The organism is Priestia sp. SB1 (genome assembly GCF_038898415.1).
This window is the reverse complement of record NZ_JBBJSS010000011.1, coordinates 30,639-49,355: the sequence shown is the minus strand read 5'-3', so window position 1 is coordinate 49,355 and position 18,717 is coordinate 30,639. Positions and strand designations below refer to the sequence as shown.

The window sequence follows — 18,717 nt, the reverse complement described above, 5'->3', positions numbered from 1 at the left end:
TATGAAAGGGAGTTTAAAGATGACAAATAAGCAGTATGACATGGTGGGAATAGGAATAGGCCCTTTTAATTTAGGCTTAGCGGCCCTTGCTGAGCCTCTTGATGAAATTGATGCAGTCTTCTTTGATAAAGAAGAGAAATTTGAATGGCATCCGGGCATGTTAATTGACGGCACGGACTTGCAGATTCCGTTTCTAGCAGACTTAGTTACATTTGCAGATCCAACAAGCCCCTATTCTTTTCTAAATTATATTCACAAGCAAAAGCGCTTGTATCCGTTCTTTTTCTTTAATCGTTTTGACATTCCGCGTCAAGAATACAACGAGTACGCGAAATGGGTAGCGGAGCAGCTATCTTCCTGCCACTTTTCTTCAAAAGTTGTGGATGTGATACCAAAAAATGAAGAAGAGTATTATGAAGTAAAGGTAGAAACACCTGAGGGAATTCAAACGGTAAATGCTAAACACGTTGTAATGGGAACAGGAAGCATTCCACTTGTGCCTCCGGCTTTTGAAGAAAAGCTAAATGAGCATATTTTACACAGCAGCGGCTATTTACATAAAAAAGAAGAGATTCAAAAAGGAAAGCATGTAACGATCGTTGGTTCAGGGCAAAGTGCTGCCGAGATTTTTCTGGATTTACTAGAAGAACAGACTGAACATCATTACCACCTTACATGGTTTACAAGATCCTCTAATTTTTTTCAGCTTGATCAATCCAAGCTTGCTCAAGAGTTATTTTCGCCAGACTATGTAGATTACTTTCATTCGCTGTCTTTTGAGGAACGTACAAGCACGGTAGAAGATTTAAACCCCCTACGTCACGGAATTGAATCTTCTACCTTAACGAAAATCTATGATTTACTCTATCATCGTTCACTTAAAGGAAGAGTACCCGTTACGATTCAAGCTTCGACTGAAGTAAGTGACATTCATAAAAAAGCAAATGGATATGAGCTGGAGTGTAAACAATTAAAGGCTGATCGCTCTTTTCAATACGAAGCGGATCGTTTGATATTATCCACGGGCTATAAGCCAAAGATTTCGCCGTTCATCGAACGAATAAAAGATGATATCGAATGGGAAGATGACAAGCGTTTCAACGTCACAAAAGATTACCGGCTTGTCTTTAAACAACCCCGTAACCACCACTTTTTTACGTTAACTAACATTGAACATTCACACGGATCTGGCGCAACAAATCTTGGTTTATCCGTTCAGCGTAATCAGCGTATTCTGAACGTAATTGCAGGTAGAGATGTGTATCCAGTTCCAGAAGAGACGACGTTTCAGACATTTAATTTGTTTTGAATGTCTGATTTATAAAAACCTACACTGTGTTTTTAGATTATTGTAGAAAAGTTTTTTACTCATAAACCATGTTTAAAAGAATAGTGTACGGGTATTTTATTTATAGAACATTAGTACACAAATCAATTAAGGAGTTGCTTAGAATGAGTAAGAAAATTGCAGTATTAGTAACAGATTTATTTGAAGATGTGGAATATACAGATCCAGCCAAAGCCTTTGAAGAAGAAGGCCATACGCTAACAAAAATCGATGTGAAAACAGGCGAAGTAACAGGTAAACAAGGCGAAACAACATTAACAATTGATAAAGCAATTGCCGATGTAAAACCAGAAGATTTTGACGCATTGTTTTTACCCGGAGGCTTCTCACCAGATATCTTGCGTGCGGACGATCAAGTCGTAGCTTTTACAAAATCATTTATGGATGAAGGCAAACCGGTTATGGCTATTTGTCACGGGCCACAGCTGCTAATCAATGCTGAAACATTAAAAGGACGTGACGTAACTGGTTTCAAATCAATTGCTATTGATTTGAAAAATGCAGGCGCAAACTTCCATGATAAAGAAGTTGTGGTATGCGGTAATCAACTAGTTACAAGCCGTACACCAGATGATATGGAAGCATTCGTACGTGAATCAGTAAACGTCTTAAAATAAGTAAATAATATTAGTAAAACTTTCTGTAAAAGGCGATAACAGGGTGATTTACCACTCTGCTGTCGCCTTTTTTGTATGTAACGTTTTTGACGAGGAATTTACAGTTATATTACCGCATTGGATGGAGCTGTTTCTCAAAGTATATGAAAACCTTTTACTATCAATAGATGGAAGCCGCGTAATATAATCGAAATATTTTTTACATAAGTGTGAGTATAATTTTGGTAGCTTAAAAGGCGTTGCGAGTTTCATAGTTTTCATGCAACAATGAGGGTGCATCACGAGATTGGCTTGCTACAAGCTTAGATGCGTTGCGGTTTTACAAAAAACTTTATTATCACATAGGAGGATTTCAAACATGAAGAAAAGGTTTCGTATTGCCACTGTCGCAGGTGCCGTATCATTAGGATTACTAACAGCAGGACAAGCAAATGCAGCAGCTCCTGATTGCAACACTCCAAAACAAATTACCATTAAAGATGCTCAAGCAGCACAAAATATAAATGTAGATGAGCTATTAAAGAAATTTAACGCTCAAGGACAATCTGCTCAAGCAGAAGCTCCACAACAAGAAACACAAACACCAGAGCAAGCTGAAGCAGCTCCACAGGAACAAGCAAAAGCACCAGAGCAAAGTGAAGAGGCAAAAGCTCCTGAGCAAACACAGCAAAACACAAAAGCTCAACAATCAGAAAGTACTGATAAATCAGAACAAACAAAAGATGCTAGTCAATTTGAACAAAAAGTAGTAGATTTAGTAAACCAAGAACGTCAAAAACAAGGTTTAAAGCCTTTAACACTTAACAAAGAATTAAGTGACGTTGCACGCACTAAATCAAAAGATATGATGGATAAAGGTTACTTTGACCACAATTCACCAACGTATGGTTCACCATTTGATATGATGAAACAATTTGGCATTGAATATACAACTGCAGGTGAAAATATTGCAAAAGGTCAGCAATCTCCTGAGGATGTAATGAATGCTTGGATGAATAGTGACGGTCACCGCAAAAACATTCTAAACCCTGATTTTACTGAAATTGGTGTTGGATACGTAAAAGGTGATACTACGTACTGGACTCAACAATTTATCGGTAAGTAATACAAAAAGAGCAGGATATACCTGCTCTTTTTTGCGTTTTTAGCTGTCCAATTTGGGTATAGTAAAGTAAGAACACGTAAAGGAGTGCCTTAAATTGGGACGTATAGTAAAAAAAATTCTAGTCGCTGTTTTTCCTATCCTGTTAAAAGAAGGATATCGTCATTATAAAAATCGTAAAACTCGAACTACTCCGTCTAAAGGGTATAAATAAAAAGGACTCGAAAGAGTCCTTTTTATTTTATGCTTGAACAGGGATATGCTTAAATTCTTTTACGTTAAATAATCCTTTGTCGGTTAATTTTAGACATGGAATAACAGGTAAGCTCAAGAAAGATAAAGTCAGCAACGGATTGAATTTCTGTGAGATATCGAGATCATGAAGAGCTCCGTGAAGCTGCTTAAGTAAGCTGTTCACTTCATTGTAAGGATGAGGTGACATTAATCCTCCGATGGAAAGAGGGAGGGAGCCAATCACTTCATTGCCTTTTACAATAACAATACCTCCGCCGATTTCTTCAATTGCCGCAATTGCTTTTGCTAAATCCTCGTCATTTGTTCCTACCGCTACGATGTTATGTGAATCGTGAGCAATCGTAGTAGCAATCGCTCCGTCTTTTAACTGAAAGCCTTTTACGATCCCCAGACCAATATTCCCTGTTAAATGATGGCGCTCAACAACAGCCATTTTCAGCTGATCGTTTTCTACAGAAGGCTGAAATTCGTTTTGCTTCACTTGAACTTCTTCTACAATATGATTTGTAAGCAGGCTGTTTGGATTAATTTCAATAATATTAGCCCGATTGTGCTGAAGTGGTATCGTAAGTTTGTTAATAGAGAACTCTTTCAAATGAACAGAATTCATTAGTTCTGTCGGAAGATCAATTTGTTCTTCTTGAACAGACAGCATCTCTCCATTTTCAGCAATGAGCTCTCCGTTTTGATAAACATGTGCTGCAGATATATCGGTTAAGTCGTCCAGCAGAATAAAATCGGCTTTGTAACCAGGAGCAACCGCACCTCTATCTTTTAACCCGTAGCATTCAGCGGCATTTAATGAAGCCATTTGAATCGCAATTAACGGATCCAGCCCGAGTTCAATAGCAAAACGAACATTATAATCAATAGAACCTTCCGTTAATAAATCATCTAGGTGTTTGTCATCTGTACAGAATAAAAATCTGCGTGCGTTGCGTTCATTTACAGCGGGTAATAATTGCTTCAAATCTTTAGCGACAGAACCTTGGCGGATCAGAACATACATCCCGCGCTGAATACGTTCAATTGCTTCTTCTGCTGTTACGCATTCATGATCTGTTGAAATGTTAGCGGTACGATAAATATTAACGCCCGTAGCATCTAACCCTGAGCCGTGCCCATCAATTACACCATTTGCATCGTTAGCTGCTTGTAATTTATCGAGCATATCGTTATCTCCATCTCGCACAGCAGGGAAATCCATCACTTCTGCTAATCCAAGCACGCGAGGGTGAGAGAAAAATGGCGCTAAGTCAGCTGCTTTTAAGACGGCTCCAGAGCTTTCAAAAGGAGTTGCTGGAACGCTTGAAGGTAAGTTCACAAATACGTCTAAAGGAATGGAATCCGAGTTTTGAAGCATAAATTCAATGCCAGATTTCCCTGAAACATTCGCAATTTCATGAGGGTCCGTTACGACAGTTGTGACGCCTCTAGGTACAAGAAGTTTTGAGAACTCTTTAGGTGTAACCATTGATGATTCAATGTGAACGTGTCCATCAATGAATGTAGGAGAAATGTATTTTCCTTTTGCATCCACGACGTTATTCCCATCGTATTGACCTATTCCAACAATCACTCCATCTGCAATCGCAATATCGGCTTCGATGATGGAAAGCGTAAAGACATCGATAATTTTCCCGTTTTTCACTACAAGATCTGCAGGTATTTTTTTATTGGCAACAGCAAGCTGTTTTTTTAAGGTTGTTTTTGTATTTGACATGAATGTGACTCCTCTCATTGTATAACTGAATAACAATGAAGGACTATGTAAGGGAGAACATAAAGAAGAATAAAAATGCAGTATGAATGATGTTCAACCCTCGTAGTCCAACTATTTACGGTAGTTCGGTAGAAACTCTTGGACCCTATTTCCAAGACTATACGAGCTTTAGGTATTTCGATACATTCTATAGACAAATAATAAAAACGTCAATTCCTAATAAAAAAGAAAGATTTTTGGGAATATTTCATCTATGTGTATGTAAACGATTTAACTCTTATTTGCTCGCTAAAAGGTGCAGCATTCATGTATAGAAAAAAATGTAGAAAAAACCGTCAATGGCTATTAGTCATTGACGGAGTTGTCATTAAGCTTGTTTACGCAGTGTACCTAATTCTTCCGCGATCGCTTGCATTTCACTTGGGCTAAAAGAATCTTTTCTCATTACCATATCGTATAAGTACTTTAAGTCTTCATACATTTCTTCGTCAAAAGCTTCAGCTTTAATTGCTCCGATATTTAGCATGCGCAATTTTTCACTAATGCTATCGACCATATGTTTAATATTCTCTGGAGATTTTACTGATAAATCCACTTTGTTCATCCTTCCAGTTGCGTTTTTTTTATTGTAACATGTTTTTATCGTGTGAACACTTTTATGTCAGGTTCTTATCCACAGAAGAGTGGAAACGATATAAATAAAAGAAAACTATTTTTTAGTTTAAAAATGATTGTATATAATGTTTGTAATAAGGGAAAGGAGTCGAGACTATGATTAACGTATTATTCGTTTGTTTGGGAAATATTTGTCGTTCACCGATGGCAGAAGCGGTTTTTAAAGATATGGTGAAGAAAAAAGGGCTAGAAGGACAAATTCACGTAGATTCTGCAGGCACAGGAGGCTGGCACAAAGGCAATCCTCCTCATGAAGGGACGCAGTCTATTTTAACGAAAAACAACATTGATTTTAAAGGGCAAACAGCAAGACAAGTGATTCAAGAGGATGTAGCTAAATTCCATTATATTATTGGAATGGATGTCGAAAATGTAGGAAATCTGAGAAGGATGGCTGGACATACTAAAACAGGTTATATTGCAAGGCTTTTGGATTTTGTGCCCGATTTACATATTGAAGATGTGCCTGACCCTTATTTCACGGGGAATTTTGACGAAGTATATGACTTAGTTCAAGAAGGATGCAAGGCTCTGTTAGACGAAATTATAGAGAAGCATTTCTCGGAATAAGTGATACTTAAAAAATAAAAAACGGAGGAGAAACGACAAATGGGTAAACGAAATAAGCTAGTAGAAGGTATGGTCATTGGAGCAATTATAGGAGGAGCTGTTTCTTTATTTGATAAAGAAACCAGAAGTTCCGTTATTCAAGGAAGTAAAAAACTGAAAGACAAAACAAAAACTCTTATTCAGCATCCTGAACTTGTGACGGATACTGTGAAAGAGAAATATGAAACGATCCGTACGACCATTGAGCAAGTTTCTGAAGATGTATCATTTGTAGCAGGAAAAGTAGAAAAGTTAAAAGAAACAACCCCTCAGGTGATGGAAATTGTAAACGATACAAAAGAAGCATTTGTAGAGAAGTATGGTGATGAACAAAAATAAATAAGGAGGCACATATGGCTGGAATATACATAAATAACATCGTAAAGTTTGGCAAAGAACTCATGGGCCGCATTCATCGAGATGAGCTGCCCAGCTTATCAGCTGAATTGGCTTATTATTTGCTGCTCTCGCTATTTCCTTTTTTAATTTTCTTAATTACGCTGATTGGATTTTTGCCATTGGAATCAACAGATCTGCTTGACTTGGTCGAAAATGTAGCGCCACAGCAAACGCTGCACATGATTGAAAGCAACGTTTCTCATATCATTGGTTCTCATAATGAAAAACTATTGTCCTTTGGTATCATTGCCACGATGTGGTCTGCTTCAAATGGAATTAATGCGATCGTAAGGGCATTTAACCGAGCGTATCACGTACAAGAAAATCGGCCGTTTTTAGTGGCGAGAGGCATGGCAGTTCTCCTTACTTTTGCGATGATATTTGTTATTATTGTAGCGCTTTTACTTCCTGTTTTTGGTCATATGATTGGTCTTTATTTATCGTCTACGTTTGGATTTTCAGAAACTTTTCTCGCTTTATGGTCTGCTTCCCGCTGGATTATCAGCGGTCTCATTTTGTTTACTGTTTTTACGGGGTTGTATTACTTTGCTCCTAATAAAAAGCTGCTGATTCGAAATGTTGTAAAAGGAGCGGCTTTTGCTACGGTCGGATGGACAGTGGTATCGATGCTATTTGCGTACTATGTAAATCATTTCAATAACTATACGGCTACATATGGAAGTTTGGGCGGAATTATTATCTTGCTTATTTGGCTGTACCTATCGGGTATGATTATCGTTATTGGAGGAGAAATTAACGCTATTTTCTACGACCGCCGAGTCAAATCTTCATAGTCACAAATTGGGATGAAATCATTCGCAAGATATGAGCATACTAACAAAGTGAAAGGGAGGTTTTACATCATGACAAAGCATACAAAAAAAGATGGAAGCAATACAAAACAAAATAAAAAGAGCCAGCCAAAGCATAAAACAAGCAACAGCCAAAATGGACAAAACGGTTACCATTAAGGCATTGATTTCCATAATAAAAAGCCTAACAAATACGTTAGGCTTTTTTTCGTTAAGATTTTAGCAAGCGAAGGCCGTTTAAGATAACTAAAATGGTGCTGCCTTCGTGACCAATAACACCAAATGGCATATCAAGCACTTGGAAAAAATTCGAACAAATTAATAAAAAGATGACGGCAATAGAAAAAATAACATTTTGCTTCACAATTGAGTTCATTCGTCTGGAAAGAGCTACTGCATCCGAAATTTTTGATAAATCATTTTTCATTAAAACGATATCTGCCGTTTCAAGTGCCACATCCGTTCCTTCTCCCATAGCTACTCCAACGTTAGCAGTAGCGAGAGCAGGTGCATCGTTAATACCATCTCCCACCATTGAAACGGTAGGGAATTTTTCTTTTAACGCTTTAATTTTATCTACTTTCGCTTCAGGCAAGCATTCTGCAATGTATTCATCGACGGCACATTCTTTTGAAATGGCCTCGGCTGTTTTTTCGCTGTCTCCTGTAATCATGACGGTATGAATACCCTGCTCTTTAAGAGATTTAACAGCTTCTACAGCTTCTGTTCGTACAACGTCTTTTAGCGCAAGCAATCCCACAATACCATGCTGGTCTTTTGCGTACACAATCGTTTTTCCTTCACTGGCAAGCGTAGATGAAATCCCATTTTCAAATTCAGCTGCTTCTTCTTTACCTACAAAATCTGCTTTTCCTATCTTCCACGTATCTCCTTGAAGAGACCCAATCACACCGTATCCGGGAACGTCTTCAAGTGAATCTGGCTGAACGAGCGTCAATTCCTGCTTGTTTTTCACAAAGTCAACAATGGATTGAGCAAGCGGATGATTAGACTGACGTTCAATTGATGCTATTTTAATAAGAAATTCCTGTTCGTTTATATCAGAACGTACAATAACATTTGTCACTTCTGGCTTTCCTTTTGTTAACGTGCCTGTTTTGTCAAAAGCAATTGCGCTTAAATGGCTTAACCTTTCCAAATGCACGCCGCCTTTGAACAAAATTCCTTTTTTTGCTCCGTTTGAAATAGCAGACAGCGAAGCAGGGGTGATAGATGCAACTAGGGCGCAAGGAGACGCTACAACTAAGAGAATCATTGCTCGATAAAATGTCTCGGTCCAGCTCCATCCAAGCACATAGTGGGGGAGAAACAGCATAACTGCCACAACCGATAGAACAATTTTTACGTATGTGCCTTCAAATCGTTCGATAAACAATTGAGAAGGAGACTTTTCACTTTGAGCCGTTTGAACAAGTTGAATGATCTTTTGAAACAGCGTCTCAGCACTTGGCTTTGTCATTTTAATGGTAATGGCGCCTTTCACATTCACCGTGCCCGCGAATACTTCATCATCGAGCTGTTTTAGTACAGGAACAGATTCACCCGTAATAGCCGCCTGATCAATCGTTGTTTGACCTGAGACAACAATACCATCGGATGGCACTCGTTCACCCGGCTTAACTAACAGCAAGTCTCCGATTTGTAAATCTGAAATGGAGACAATTTCTTCTTGGTCTCCAATCAGCCGCGTTGCTTCTTGCGGCTGCAAATTCATTAAGGCGCTAATTTCTCGGTTGCTTTTATTCATGGTGTACGTTTCTAATGCACCGCTTAGTGCAAAAATGAAAATAAGCATAGCACCTTCTGTCCAGTAGCCAATTACAGCCGCTCCAATGGCCGCAATAATCATTAGCATTTCGACGTTTAATTCTTTATTTTCAATCGTTTCTTCAATGCCTTCTTTTGCTTTAGCAAATCCACCTATCACATAAGCTAATACAAAGAGCGTAATAGATACAGCTGTATCCTGCTGTTTTGAAATCAGCCAGCCGGCTAAAATAAGCACTCCGCTCAACAGTGCAGCAATGAGTTCACCATGTGTTTTTAATACGTTGACAGCAGAAGATGTTTGCGGCGTTTGTTCTTGTTTTTTAGGTAACGCATTTTCCATACAAATCCTCCTTGAACGATAATTGAGAAAAATAATCACAATCATTACCCCTAAAAAAGCACGAAAGCTGCCATCTCAGCGATAGCAGCAAACTTTTTCCATTTATTATCTTTTGAATTGGGATATTTAGTATAGTATAGCACGGAACAAGCAAGGAGGTAACAACTAATGCTTAAAAAATAAAAACAGAATGCAGCTGGACGTCTGCATTCTGTAAAAAACGTACTACATATCTAAATGCTCTTCATAATATTTATAAGCGGAAGTGTAAATGTGCTCGATATCGGCATCCGTCATGTACATTAAGGTTTCACGGTCAATCCCCTTCATTGTTTCAATAAATGTAATCATGTTTTTACGTTCTTGTCTGCTCATTTATTATTCTCCTCTCCATCTGTTTTAATACAGTTTATTATATTTAATTGTATTATATAACAGAAAAAGTATTTTGTGTGGATTTTTTTTTAAAATAGGCAAAAAAATTTTGAAAGACGTAAATAATTGACTATAGAGAAAAAGGTACTTTATAATTTATATATGAACATATGCTCATATACTTGTATATAATGAACGGAGAGATGTTATGAAAAAAGATGAACATTCGTTTTTATCACCTCAAACAGTAGAAGAAGCATCAAGAATACTAAAAGCTATTTCAGATCCTACGAGAATGAAGATTCTCTATTTGCTATTTCAAGAAGAGTGTTCAGTCGGTCATATGGTTGAAGTGCTTGGTGTTTCACAATCAGCTATTTCACATCAGTTAACTCACTTGCGTCATTTACGTTTAGTAAAATATCGCCGTGAAGGGAATACGTATTTCTATACGTACGACGATGAACACGTGGTTGGAATACTGCATCAAGTGATTCAGCACGTAGAATGCGCACATAACGATTAGAAGGAGGGGCTTTGCATGAGTCATGATCATCACCACCATCATCATCATGGTCATCATCACCATTTTGATACACAGCGTGAAGGCAACAAAAAAGGTCTGTTAATTGCACTAATTATCACCGCGGGTATTATGGTTCTTGAGTTTGTTGGAGGGCTTTTTACAAATAGTTTAGCGCTATTATCCGATAGCGGACACATGCTGTCTGATACAAGCTCACTTGCTCTTAGCCTCGTTGCCATATGGTTTGCTAACCGAGCTGCGTCGGCTAAAAAAACGTACGGTTATTATCGTTTTGAAATATTAGCGGCTCTTTTTAACGGAGTGGCACTGTTTGTAATAGCAGGGTTTATCATTTATGAAGCCTATCAGCGCGTACTGGAGCCGCAGTCTGTAGCAAGCGGCAGCATGATGCTGATTGCTGCTGTTGGTTTACTCGCTAATTTAATCAGCGCATGGTCACTTATGAGACAAGGCGATGTAAAAGGAAATGTAAATTTGCGCAGCGCTTACTTACACGTATTGGGAGATGCTTTAGGGTCTATTGGAGCTATTGTAGCGGGACTTCTTATGATGCTGTTTGGATGGTATATTGCTGATCCGATTATTTCTGTAGTTGTGTCTGTATTAATTTTAAAAAGCGCTTGGGGCGTGCTTGCTCATAGCGTTCATATTTTGATGGAAGGCTCTCCTGAAGGAGTGGATCACAGTGAAATAAAAAACCTTCTTGAAAACATTGAAGGAGTCAAAGATGTGCATGATTTACACATTTGGACGATTACTTCAGGACTGGACTCATTGAGCTGTCATATGCGCGTAGAAGATGAAAAAGATTGTCAGCAGATTTTGCAAAAAGCCATTGATTTAGTACACGATCACTGTGGCATTGAGCATACGACGATACAAATTGAAAAATCAGCTCTTCAGCACCGAACGCTAAAAGTTTAAAAACAAGCGAGAACTTATAAGTTCTCGCTTGTTTTTTGCTGCATAGGCATTTTTTGTCCGAATACAAAAAGAAGGATAAAAATAAAGCCAAGCATCCCGCTAATAATATTAAAAAAGCTGACATGATGAAAGAACTGAATAAAAGTACCGCCTATGTAAGGACCGGCAAGGCTTCCGATACTAAAAGCAATGCCGCATAGTAAATTACCTGTAGGAAGCAGACGGGTAGGAATCAAATCCGTCATATAGCTGATTCCTAAACTAAACGTAGAACCTACAACCATGCCTGCTATAAATAAACACGCTACTAATGGAATAGCGGTGTCTTCCAAGAGACTTGCTGTAAAAAAAGTCACGGCTCCAATTGATAAAATCCATCCTAATACCAATTTCCGTCCGAATTTATCGCTCAGTATGCCAAGAGGAAGCTGAAACACAATAGCTCCAACTGCAAAGGAAGTCAGCAGCAGTGAAATAAACTCTACTTGCAATCCAATTCGTAAACCGTATACAGGAAAGCTGCCGTTCAGTGATGACTCTAAAAAACCATATCCAAAAGGCGGTAAAAAAGCAATCCAAGCATATTTAGCCGCTTTAGAAAATCGCTTAGCCGTTTCTTTTAATGAATTAACCTCAACTCCCTGAAGGGGAAATTCATTTTTTATCAAAAATAAAAATACCCATGTTAGAAGACATAGAGCAGAAGAAATCATAAAAGGCAGCGCATGATTAATTTCAATTAACGGCGTCATTAAAGGACCAACAGCAAAACCAATACCAAAAAAGAGCCCATACAGTGAAATGTTTCTACCTCTTTTATCAGCAGGGGAAGACGATGTAATCCACGTTTGAGTTCCAAAGTGCAGCGCGTGATCTCCTATTCCAATAAATAAACGGAGCACAAACCAAAATACAACAGATTTCCACAGGGGAAACAAAGCTAAAGATACAATAACTAAAAGTCCTCCTGCTGCGATAATTGGCTTGTATCCGTATCTGCGAAGCGGCGCTTCCATGAAAGGAGAAATAAATAAGATGCCCAGGTACAATCCAGTTGCGTTTAATCCGTTTATAGTAGAGGAAAGACCATCTTTCTCAAAAATAATAGCAATTAAAGGAAGCAGCATGCCTTGGCTGAATCCAGAAATGGCGACAAGGCTAACTAAAATCCAGAAACGTTGTTGATGAGTAGCACCCATAGCATCTAACCTCTTTTTATCTATATTTTGTCAATCCAACTGTTTAATCGTACAAGGAAAACGCTTTATTGACAAGGATATAAACAGGCCGTGCTGTCCATTTGACATCTTTATGTAAGGGGAGTAGAATAAAACGTGTAAATATTTACATGTTTTTATTTACAATTAAGAGGTGATTGCTATGATAGAACCAGGGCTGAAGAAAATAGCAACATTCACAATTAATGTTGGTACACCCGTCGTTATTGGTCATACAGGATTAGGAAAAAAACAGTTTATTCCCATTAAGTCAGGTACTGCAGACGGGGAAATAAAAGGCTTAATTCTTCCAAGTGGAGCGGATTCTCAAATTATTCGTTGGGATGGCCGCGTCGATTTATCTGCACGATATGTCATTCAAACAGAAGATGATGAACTTATTTATATTGAAAACAATGGAATACGTCAGGTTAGTGAAGAGTTTAGAGAACAGGCTGCTGAAGGTGAAATTATACCTCCAGAGCACGTTTACTTTCGTACGATTCCTGTCTTTGAAACTGGAAGTGCAAAGTATAAGTGGTTACAGGACCGCATGTTTATAGGCGCTGCTATAAGAAACCCAGAAAGCGTTATGCTAGACATATACGAAGTTTTATAAATCAAATCAAAGGAGAGGTATAGACATGGAAAAATTTATTGGAAATCATATGATTTACACATACGAAAACGGATGGGAATATGAAATCTATATTAAAAACGAAAATACAATCGATTATCGTATTCATAGCGGAATGGTGGCAGGACGATGGGTTCGTGACCAAAAAGTAGATATTGTGAAATTAACAGAAGGTGTATATAAAGTATCTTGGACTGAACCAACGGGGACAGATGTATCTTTGAACTTTATGCCTAATGAAAAACGCATGCACGGAATTATTTTCTTCCCAAAATGGGTACATGAACATCCTGAAATTACCGTGTGCTATCAAAATGATTATCTTGATTTAATGCATGAATCCCGTGAAAAATACGAAACATATCCGAAATACGTGGTTCCCGAATTTGCTGACATTACATTCATCAAAAATGTCGGAGTAAACAATGAGGAAGTTATCGCTCAAGCGCCTTACGAAGGAATGACGGATGATATTCGCGCTGGAAAATTAATTTAATACGGAGTCATACAAAAGGCTAGGACAAAAGTATATTAGTTGAAGGAAGATCCGAACGAAGTTGATTCTTGATCAAGAATCAACTTCGTTCGGATTTTTTTATTGTGATGGTGCCCGGAAATAAACCGCGGTGTAACAAGTGATCTATAGTGAGAGTAGTTGGTTATATAAAAAACGGTTTATAATGAAGGAAAGGAGTGAAGAAAATGGAATTTAACATGAAAAAAGAGGCGGGGTTTACGACAGATTTTCCTTATGGAGAGCTACATATCGCCGGAGATGAAGAGCATGGCTTTCGTCCGTATCAGCTAATGACATCATCCATTGCCGTGTGCAGCGGAGGCGTGTTAAGAAAGATTCTAGAGAAAAAAAGAATCGCTTTTTCCGATTTACACATCCAAGCTGATGTAACGCGCAATGATGAAAAAGCGGGGCGAATCGAAAAAATTCATTTGCACTATATCATCACGGGAAAAGACCTGCCATTAGACAAAATTGAAAAATCGATTGAGCTAGCCCGAAAAAATTGTTCAATGCTACAGTCGGTTATTGACAGTATAGAAGTGACAGAAACCTTCGAAATAAAATAAAAGTGGACATTGTCCACTTTTATATTTCTTTTGGTTTGCTTCCGGCTTTATCAAAATAGCGCATGCGTTCAGGAGTCAGCTGAAGAAGCGAAAAATTTGGGTCATCTGGACTTTTAATCCACTCTTTTAACTTTTCATTCCAAAATTTCTTTTTTAACTCTTCGTTTGTTTCTACATTTACTTTGGCTTCTACCTCTACATACGGATCACTCCAACCTTGCCCATCATAGCCTAACAAAATATGAACGTAAGGGTTTTTTTCTAGTTCTTCGACTTTGTGGGTATCTTTATTGGTGGCGGTGTAAAGCACAAGATCTTCATGAAAAAACATCATAAAGCGTGAATAAGGTTTTCCATCTTGAATCGTAGCTAACGTTCCGATTGTATAGTCATCCAGTACCGATAAAATTTGATTTTTTACATCATTACTCATTTTTTCACTCCTCATTCTATCTCATTATCCTTGGTAGTTTGGCTGATTTTTAAATATCTTAATCAAAAATCAATTAGAGGTTTATCATTTATAAAAATAGGTTAAAAATACTAACATTGACGGTGAGTCTATACAAATTCCATTAATTTAATATGATTGATTTTGTTGTCAAAAAATGAATAAGGTAGGTGTACATATCGATGATCAATCGGATTTTTCTGATAGCGGTTATTCTTGGGGTGCCGCTATCTGTTATTGGGCACATGATGCACTGGTCAGATGTTCTTATGTTTATTATTTACTGTTTAACAATCATTGCCCTCGCAGCTTTTATGGGAAGAGCTACAGAGAGCTTAGCTGTTGTAGCTGGTCCACGAATAGGCGGTCTATTGAATGCTACCTTTGGTAACGCTGTAGAATTAATTATTTCGATTTTTGCTTTAAAAGAAGGCCTTACAGCCGTGGTGCTTGCATCGTTAACCGGTTCTGTATTAGGAAATCTCCTTCTTGTAGGCGGTCTTTCATTCTTTATCGGGGGACTTAAATTTAAGCGTCAAGAATTTAATGTCTATGATGCAAGACATAATTCTGGATTATTGATCTTTGCCGTTATCGTTGCGTTTGTTATTCCTGAAGTGTTTGCTAGCGAAATGGACGAAGCGAAGACCATGTCTCTAAGTGTCGGAATTTCCATTATTCTCATCATCTTATACTTAGCGGCGTTATTCTTTAAGCTGGTCACGCATCGAGGCGTGTATCAGCATAAAAGTGAAGAAGTGGAAGAACATGAGGAGCCAGAGTGGTCAATGTGGAAAGCGATTGCGGTTCTCTTTTTGTCTACGTTAGCGGTGGCTTATGTATCCGAAAGCTTGGTAAGTACAATCGAAATTGTCTCGGAAAGCTTTGGCTGGAGTGAGCTGTTTATCGGGGTCATCATTGTAGCGATTGTTGGGAACGCGGCAGAGCATGCTTCCGCTATTATTATGGCCGTTAAAAATCGCATGGGTGTAGCTGTTGAAATTGCTGTTGGATCAACTTTACAAGTAGCGATGTTTGTAGCACCAATATTAGTACTTGTTTCGCTAATGTTCGAAAGCCAAATGTCTCTTGTTTTTACTTGGCCTGAGTTGATTGCGATGGTAACAGCCGTATTTTTAACAATTGCGATTTCTAATGACGGAGATACAAACTGGTTTGAAGGCGCAACTCTTTTAGGTGCTTATATTATTATGGGAATTGGTTTTTATCTCATTTAAAAAAGAAACGTTCACTTTATGTGGACGTTTCTTTTTTGTGAGTGAATAGAAGAATTTCCCTTTTGGTATTCAGGATAAAACAGGGGATGTTTGAAAAAACTATGGTTGCATTCATTAACGATGTTGAAAGGAGTTTCTAGATGTTACGTAAATTGCTTTTATTTGTGTTTACCATCATTATTTCGTTTTCATGTTCAACGAAGATCGCCATTGCAAAAACAGCTCAGCCTACCATCAACGTGCCTTCTTCAGCTTTAAATATTTCAAAAGAAAATACGTATCCAAATGCTAGTCAAGACACGCCTTATTTGCAGCCGAGTGAGTTCACAAAAGAGCTCATTGAAACGTCAAATGTAAAAATTGAAAACCCTGATTTAATTCGTATATTAAATGAATCAAACATTTCTAAAACTCCATGGGCAATTGGATTCAGAGCAACCATTTTTTTAGGACAGTGGCCGTTAAATTATGAATCAACAGAAACAAACGTTAACTGGCAGCACCAGCGAATCAATACGAATCATTATGATAACAGAGCAGGAAAAACTCAGTACAAAATGATGTACAGTCAGGAAAATCAAAGCCATGTAAAAGGCGGATTAACGGCAAAAGTGCCTCAGCCTGATCATGTTAAACAAATGATGCTAATTGAAGCAGCTAAAAAAACAAAGCTCACTTTATCATTTCAAACGTTTGTAGGTGCCGGAACGAAAAAAGACCAGGTGTATAACGTAGCTCCTAAAAAAGTAGGTTATCTCTATGCGTACACGCCTGCTGTAAGTGAAAAGGGAAAAGTAACGTATGGGGAAGTATATGTAACGGTAAAAGGCAGCAAGCGTTCAATTGTGGTGAGAAATGTAACGTCTCAAGGAATTGGAGCATGGATTCCAGTACAAGATTATGTCTCCTTAAGTTTCGGGGCTTACGATCAGCCGAGATAACAAAAAAGAGATTCCAGTGGTGGAATCTCTTTTTGTTATTTTGTAATGTTCGCTTGGAGTTTGCTAAAATCAGTATCTTGATAATAGCTGTTTTTTACCAAAATATTAGGTCCCAAACAAGAGACCGCTGAACAATGGCAGCTAAGTTCTTTAGAAATTGTGCTTTGCTGCCACGTATCAAAAGCGTCTGTAAGCTTTGTATCTTGAATGTTGCCAAGAGGAGGCGTATCACCAAAATCAGTTACGATAATATCTCCGTCGAAAATATTTACATTTAGGCGAGAACGTCCGTCTGGATCGTTTCGAACGGTTACATTTTTACTGCTATACAAGCGCTGTAAAAGCGTTAAGTCTTCCTCGTTATTACTGCATGCATAAAACGGCAGCGTGCCGAATAGCATCCACACATTTTCATCTCGAATATCAAGAAGGTGATGAATCGCTTGACGCATTTCAGGAAGAGATAATGTCTCTAAGGTGCTGGCAAAGTCACTTGGATACATAGGGTGTACTTCGTGACGCTGACAAAGCATTTCATCCACAATTTGACGATGAATTTTTTCCATATGAGGAAGCGTACGTTTATTTAACATCGTTTCAGCTGATACCGTTACACCTGCTTTTACAAGCGCGCGGCTGTTTTCAATCATACGGTCGAAATATTTGGCGCGCTGCTCATAAGTAGGCTTTCGCTCCATCATTGCAAAGCCAGCTTCCACAAAATCGTCCATCGTTCCCCAGTTGTGAGAAATATGTAAAACATCTAAATAAGGAATGATTTGTTCGTAACGAGCAAGATCTAATGTTAAATTTGAATTAATCTGTGTACGGACACCACGTTCATGTGCATACTTTAATAAAGGCACCACATAATTTTTCACAGAAGATAGGGACATCATAGGCTCTCCGCCCGTAATGCTTAACGCCCGAAGAGTTGGAATTTCATCGAGACGTTTTAAAACTAAATCAAGAGGCAGTGCGTTTGGGTCTTTTGGCTGCAGCGTATATCCAACTGCGCAGTGCTCACATCGCATATTACAAAGCGTCGTTGTTGTAAATTCAACGTTTGTGAGCGTCGGTTTGCCATATTGTTTCATATCTAAATACGCTTCCCACGGATCGAACTCCGGGGTAATTCGTTGTAAAGTGGCCATAAAAAAACTCCTTTTATTTTTCCGTAAAGTGAAATGATGATGAAAACATCTCACGGTCCGTCCTGCTAGACTAAATTATACGTCCCATTCAAAACGGACACCAGTGACTATTATGGATTTTATTGCTTTTAGTTGTCAAATATGAAAGTATTCGTTAGGATATAAGGAAATAAGAATGAAAAGCTACATCAGGAGGGTTTAAAATGGGAAACGCCGTTCGAGATAAAGATTCACAAGTACGTTATTTAAAAGATCGTTTAAATATGTTTGTACATGTATTAGACTCTATGGAGCCTGAAAACACAGATCTAGAAGATATTGACCGTTTGATTACAATGATTGATGACCTAGAAGCAAAATGTGAGCAGTTTAAAAAAGATAAAGAATGAAGAAGAAAAAAGCGCTAGAAAAACTAGCGCTTTTTTGCTTGAAGTAGAAATCCTCCTATAAAGGTCTTTCGAAACAATTTTTGAAGG

At 38.1% G+C, this 18,717-nt stretch carries 21 protein-coding genes and 1 riboswitch; of the genes, 14 read left to right on the top strand and 7 right to left on the bottom strand.

The window, feature by feature from the left end:
• The first annotated feature begins 19 nt into the window (after positions 1–19).
• The 3 genes from WKH56_RS30765 (at position 20) to WKH56_RS30755 (ending at position 3,070) form a co-directional block, all read left to right on the top strand.
• Complete coding sequence (locus WKH56_RS30765) at positions 20–1,309, top strand: lysine N(6)-hydroxylase/L-ornithine N(5)-oxygenase family protein (RefSeq protein WP_048021584.1); 1,290 nt, start codon at positions 20–22, stop codon at positions 1,307–1,309.
• A gap of 143 nt (positions 1,310–1,452) precedes the next feature.
• On the top strand, positions 1,453–1,965 hold the full coding sequence (locus WKH56_RS30760; protein ID WP_013081517.1) for a type 1 glutamine amidotransferase domain-containing protein: 513 nt from the start codon (positions 1,453–1,455) through the stop codon (positions 1,963–1,965).
• A gap of 358 nt (positions 1,966–2,323) precedes the next feature.
• Complete coding sequence (locus tag WKH56_RS30755; RefSeq protein ID WP_342837318.1) at positions 2,324–3,070, top strand: CAP domain-containing protein; 747 nt, start codon at positions 2,324–2,326, stop codon at positions 3,068–3,070.
• Positions 3,071–3,308: 238 nt separating this feature from the next.
• Here the strand turns inward: WKH56_RS30755 and ade are convergent, their stop codons facing one another.
• Together ade and WKH56_RS30745 are read right to left on the bottom strand one after the other, a co-directional pair.
• On the bottom strand, positions 3,309–5,045 hold the full coding sequence (gene ade / locus WKH56_RS30750) for an adenine deaminase (protein ID WP_048021580.1): 1,737 nt from the start codon (positions 5,043–5,045) through the stop codon (positions 3,309–3,311).
• 83 nt (positions 5,046–5,128) lie between these two features.
• Positions 5,129–5,230, bottom strand: a riboswitch (purine riboswitch).
• A gap of 182 nt (positions 5,231–5,412) precedes the next feature.
• Positions 5,413–5,640 (bottom strand): DUF1128 domain-containing protein, encoded by a 228-nt coding sequence (locus tag WKH56_RS30745; protein WP_013055127.1) that lies wholly within the window; start codon positions 5,638–5,640, stop codon positions 5,413–5,415.
• Positions 5,641–5,816: 176 nt separating this feature from the next.
• Here WKH56_RS30745 and WKH56_RS30740 point away from each other — a divergent pair, with 176 nt between their 5' ends.
• The 3 genes from WKH56_RS30740 to WKH56_RS30730 are packed head-to-tail and all read left to right on the top strand — an operon-like array spanning position 5,817 to position 7,522.
• Positions 5,817–6,290 (top strand): low molecular weight protein-tyrosine-phosphatase, encoded by a 474-nt coding sequence (locus WKH56_RS30740; protein WP_013055128.1) that lies wholly within the window; start codon positions 5,817–5,819, stop codon positions 6,288–6,290.
• Between the two features lie 39 nt (positions 6,291–6,329).
• Complete coding sequence (locus WKH56_RS30735) at positions 6,330–6,668, top strand: hypothetical protein (RefSeq protein WP_047751736.1); 339 nt, start codon at positions 6,330–6,332, stop codon at positions 6,666–6,668.
• Between the two features lie 14 nt (positions 6,669–6,682).
• Complete coding sequence (locus WKH56_RS30730) at positions 6,683–7,522, top strand: YihY/virulence factor BrkB family protein (RefSeq protein ID WP_034267022.1); 840 nt, start codon at positions 6,683–6,685, stop codon at positions 7,520–7,522.
• 229 nt (positions 7,523–7,751) lie between these two features.
• Here WKH56_RS30730 and WKH56_RS30725 read toward each other — a convergent pair whose 3' ends face one another.
• Both WKH56_RS30725 and WKH56_RS30720 read right to left on the bottom strand, forming a co-directional pair.
• Complete coding sequence (locus WKH56_RS30725) at positions 7,752–9,671, bottom strand: heavy metal translocating P-type ATPase (RefSeq protein ID WP_034267025.1); 1,920 nt, start codon at positions 9,669–9,671, stop codon at positions 7,752–7,754.
• A 225-nt stretch (positions 9,672–9,896) separates the two neighbouring features.
• Complete coding sequence (locus tag WKH56_RS30720; protein WP_013055132.1) at positions 9,897–10,046, bottom strand: BH0509 family protein; 150 nt, start codon at positions 10,044–10,046, stop codon at positions 9,897–9,899.
• A gap of 208 nt (positions 10,047–10,254) precedes the next feature.
• Here WKH56_RS30720 and WKH56_RS30715 point away from each other — a divergent pair, with 208 nt between their 5' ends.
• Together WKH56_RS30715 and WKH56_RS30710 are read left to right on the top strand one after the other, a co-directional pair.
• Entirely contained in the window at positions 10,255–10,572 is a 318-nt protein-coding gene (locus WKH56_RS30715) for an ArsR/SmtB family transcription factor (protein ID WP_034267028.1), read from the top strand.
• 15 nt (positions 10,573–10,587) lie between these two features.
• Positions 10,588–11,517 (top strand): cation diffusion facilitator family transporter, encoded by a 930-nt coding sequence (locus WKH56_RS30710; RefSeq protein ID WP_049162767.1) that lies wholly within the window; start codon positions 10,588–10,590, stop codon positions 11,515–11,517.
• Between the two features lie 14 nt (positions 11,518–11,531).
• Here WKH56_RS30710 and WKH56_RS30705 read toward each other — a convergent pair whose 3' ends face one another.
• Entirely contained in the window at positions 11,532–12,716 is a 1,185-nt protein-coding gene (locus WKH56_RS30705) for an MFS transporter (protein ID WP_310884157.1), read from the bottom strand.
• A gap of 181 nt (positions 12,717–12,897) precedes the next feature.
• Between WKH56_RS30705 and WKH56_RS30700 the strand changes: the two genes are divergently transcribed.
• The 3 genes from WKH56_RS30700 to WKH56_RS30690 all read left to right on the top strand — a co-directional run bounded on the left by WKH56_RS30700 (position 12,898) and on the right by WKH56_RS30690 (position 14,457).
• Positions 12,898–13,353 (top strand): DUF3237 domain-containing protein, encoded by a 456-nt coding sequence (locus WKH56_RS30700; protein ID WP_275211697.1) that lies wholly within the window; start codon positions 12,898–12,900, stop codon positions 13,351–13,353.
• 25 nt (positions 13,354–13,378) lie between these two features.
• Positions 13,379–13,867 (top strand): phenolic acid decarboxylase, encoded by a 489-nt coding sequence (locus WKH56_RS30695; RefSeq protein WP_168761408.1) that lies wholly within the window; start codon positions 13,379–13,381, stop codon positions 13,865–13,867.
• Positions 13,868–14,073: 206 nt separating this feature from the next.
• A complete protein-coding gene (locus tag WKH56_RS30690; protein WP_165635414.1) occupies positions 14,074–14,457 on the top strand; it encodes an OsmC family protein in 384 nt (127 codons plus the stop codon).
• A 19-nt stretch (positions 14,458–14,476) separates the two neighbouring features.
• On the opposite strand, the gene WKH56_RS30685 is transcribed toward WKH56_RS30690, so the two are convergent.
• The gene (locus tag WKH56_RS30685) at positions 14,477–14,890 is read right to left on the bottom strand and encodes a pyridoxamine 5'-phosphate oxidase family protein (RefSeq protein ID WP_275211695.1); all 414 of its coding nucleotides are present in this window, start codon (positions 14,888–14,890) and stop codon (positions 14,477–14,479) included.
• A 200-nt stretch (positions 14,891–15,090) separates the two neighbouring features.
• On the opposite strand from WKH56_RS30685, the gene cax reads away from it, so the two are divergent.
• Entirely contained in the window at positions 15,091–16,146 is a 1,056-nt protein-coding gene (gene cax, locus WKH56_RS30680) for a calcium/proton exchanger (RefSeq protein ID WP_034263745.1), read from the top strand.
• A gap of 140 nt (positions 16,147–16,286) precedes the next feature.
• Positions 16,287–17,087: a YfkD famly protein gene (locus tag WKH56_RS30675; protein ID WP_028412446.1), complete on the top strand. Its 801-nt coding sequence runs from the start codon at positions 16,287–16,289 to the stop codon at positions 17,085–17,087.
• 35 nt (positions 17,088–17,122) lie between these two features.
• Here the strand turns inward: WKH56_RS30675 and yfkAB are convergent, their stop codons facing one another.
• Entirely contained in the window at positions 17,123–18,241 is a 1,119-nt protein-coding gene (gene yfkAB, locus WKH56_RS30670) for a radical SAM/CxCxxxxC motif protein YfkAB (RefSeq protein WP_168761406.1), read from the bottom strand.
• A 203-nt stretch (positions 18,242–18,444) separates the two neighbouring features.
• Here yfkAB and WKH56_RS30665 point away from each other — a divergent pair, with 203 nt between their 5' ends.
• Positions 18,445–18,630 carry an SE1561 family protein gene (locus WKH56_RS30665; protein ID WP_013081532.1) on the top strand — a complete coding sequence of 62 codons (186 nt, stop codon included), beginning with the start codon at positions 18,445–18,447 and terminating at the stop codon, positions 18,628–18,630.
• Positions 18,631–18,717 lie beyond the last annotated feature (87 nt).

Excerpts from the sequence above, each read along its gene's own strand:
- WKH56_RS30765 (WP_048021584.1), top strand. The coding sequence starts at position 20 with ATGACAAATAAGCAGTATGACATGGTGGGAATAGGAATAGGCCCTTTT.
- WKH56_RS30760 (WP_013081517.1), top strand. The coding sequence starts at position 1,453 with ATGAGTAAGAAAATTGCAGTATTAGTAACAGATTTATTTGAAGATGTG.
- WKH56_RS30755 (WP_342837318.1), top strand. The coding sequence starts at position 2,324 with ATGAAGAAAAGGTTTCGTATTGCCACTGTCGCAGGTGCCGTATCATTA.
- ade (WP_048021580.1), bottom strand. The coding sequence starts at position 5,045 with ATGTCAAATACAAAAACAACCTTAAAAAAACAGCTTGCTGTTGCCAAT.
- WKH56_RS30740 (WP_013055128.1), top strand. The coding sequence starts at position 5,817 with ATGATTAACGTATTATTCGTTTGTTTGGGAAATATTTGTCGTTCACCG.
- WKH56_RS30735 (WP_047751736.1), top strand. The coding sequence starts at position 6,330 with ATGGGTAAACGAAATAAGCTAGTAGAAGGTATGGTCATTGGAGCAATT.
- WKH56_RS30730 (WP_034267022.1), top strand. The coding sequence starts at position 6,683 with ATGGCTGGAATATACATAAATAACATCGTAAAGTTTGGCAAAGAACTC.
- WKH56_RS30725 (WP_034267025.1), bottom strand. The coding sequence starts at position 9,671 with ATGGAAAATGCGTTACCTAAAAAACAAGAACAAACGCCGCAAACATCT.
- WKH56_RS30720 (WP_013055132.1), bottom strand. The coding sequence starts at position 10,046 with ATGAGCAGACAAGAACGTAAAAACATGATTACATTTATTGAAACAATG.
- WKH56_RS30715 (WP_034267028.1), top strand. The coding sequence starts at position 10,255 with ATGAAAAAAGATGAACATTCGTTTTTATCACCTCAAACAGTAGAAGAA.
- WKH56_RS30710 (WP_049162767.1), top strand. The coding sequence starts at position 10,588 with ATGAGTCATGATCATCACCACCATCATCATCATGGTCATCATCACCAT.
- WKH56_RS30705 (WP_310884157.1), bottom strand. The coding sequence starts at position 12,716 with ATGGGTGCTACTCATCAACAACGTTTCTGGATTTTAGTTAGCCTTGTC.
- WKH56_RS30700 (WP_275211697.1), top strand. The coding sequence starts at position 12,898 with ATGATAGAACCAGGGCTGAAGAAAATAGCAACATTCACAATTAATGTT.
- WKH56_RS30695 (WP_168761408.1), top strand. The coding sequence starts at position 13,379 with ATGGAAAAATTTATTGGAAATCATATGATTTACACATACGAAAACGGA.
- WKH56_RS30690 (WP_165635414.1), top strand. The coding sequence starts at position 14,074 with ATGGAATTTAACATGAAAAAAGAGGCGGGGTTTACGACAGATTTTCCT.
- WKH56_RS30685 (WP_275211695.1), bottom strand. The coding sequence starts at position 14,890 with ATGAGTAATGATGTAAAAAATCAAATTTTATCGGTACTGGATGACTAT.
- cax (WP_034263745.1), top strand. The coding sequence starts at position 15,091 with ATGATCAATCGGATTTTTCTGATAGCGGTTATTCTTGGGGTGCCGCTA.
- WKH56_RS30675 (WP_028412446.1), top strand. The coding sequence starts at position 16,287 with ATGTTACGTAAATTGCTTTTATTTGTGTTTACCATCATTATTTCGTTT.
- yfkAB (WP_168761406.1), bottom strand. The coding sequence starts at position 18,241 with ATGGCCACTTTACAACGAATTACCCCGGAGTTCGATCCGTGGGAAGCG.
- WKH56_RS30665 (WP_013081532.1), top strand. The coding sequence starts at position 18,445 with ATGGGAAACGCCGTTCGAGATAAAGATTCACAAGTACGTTATTTAAAA.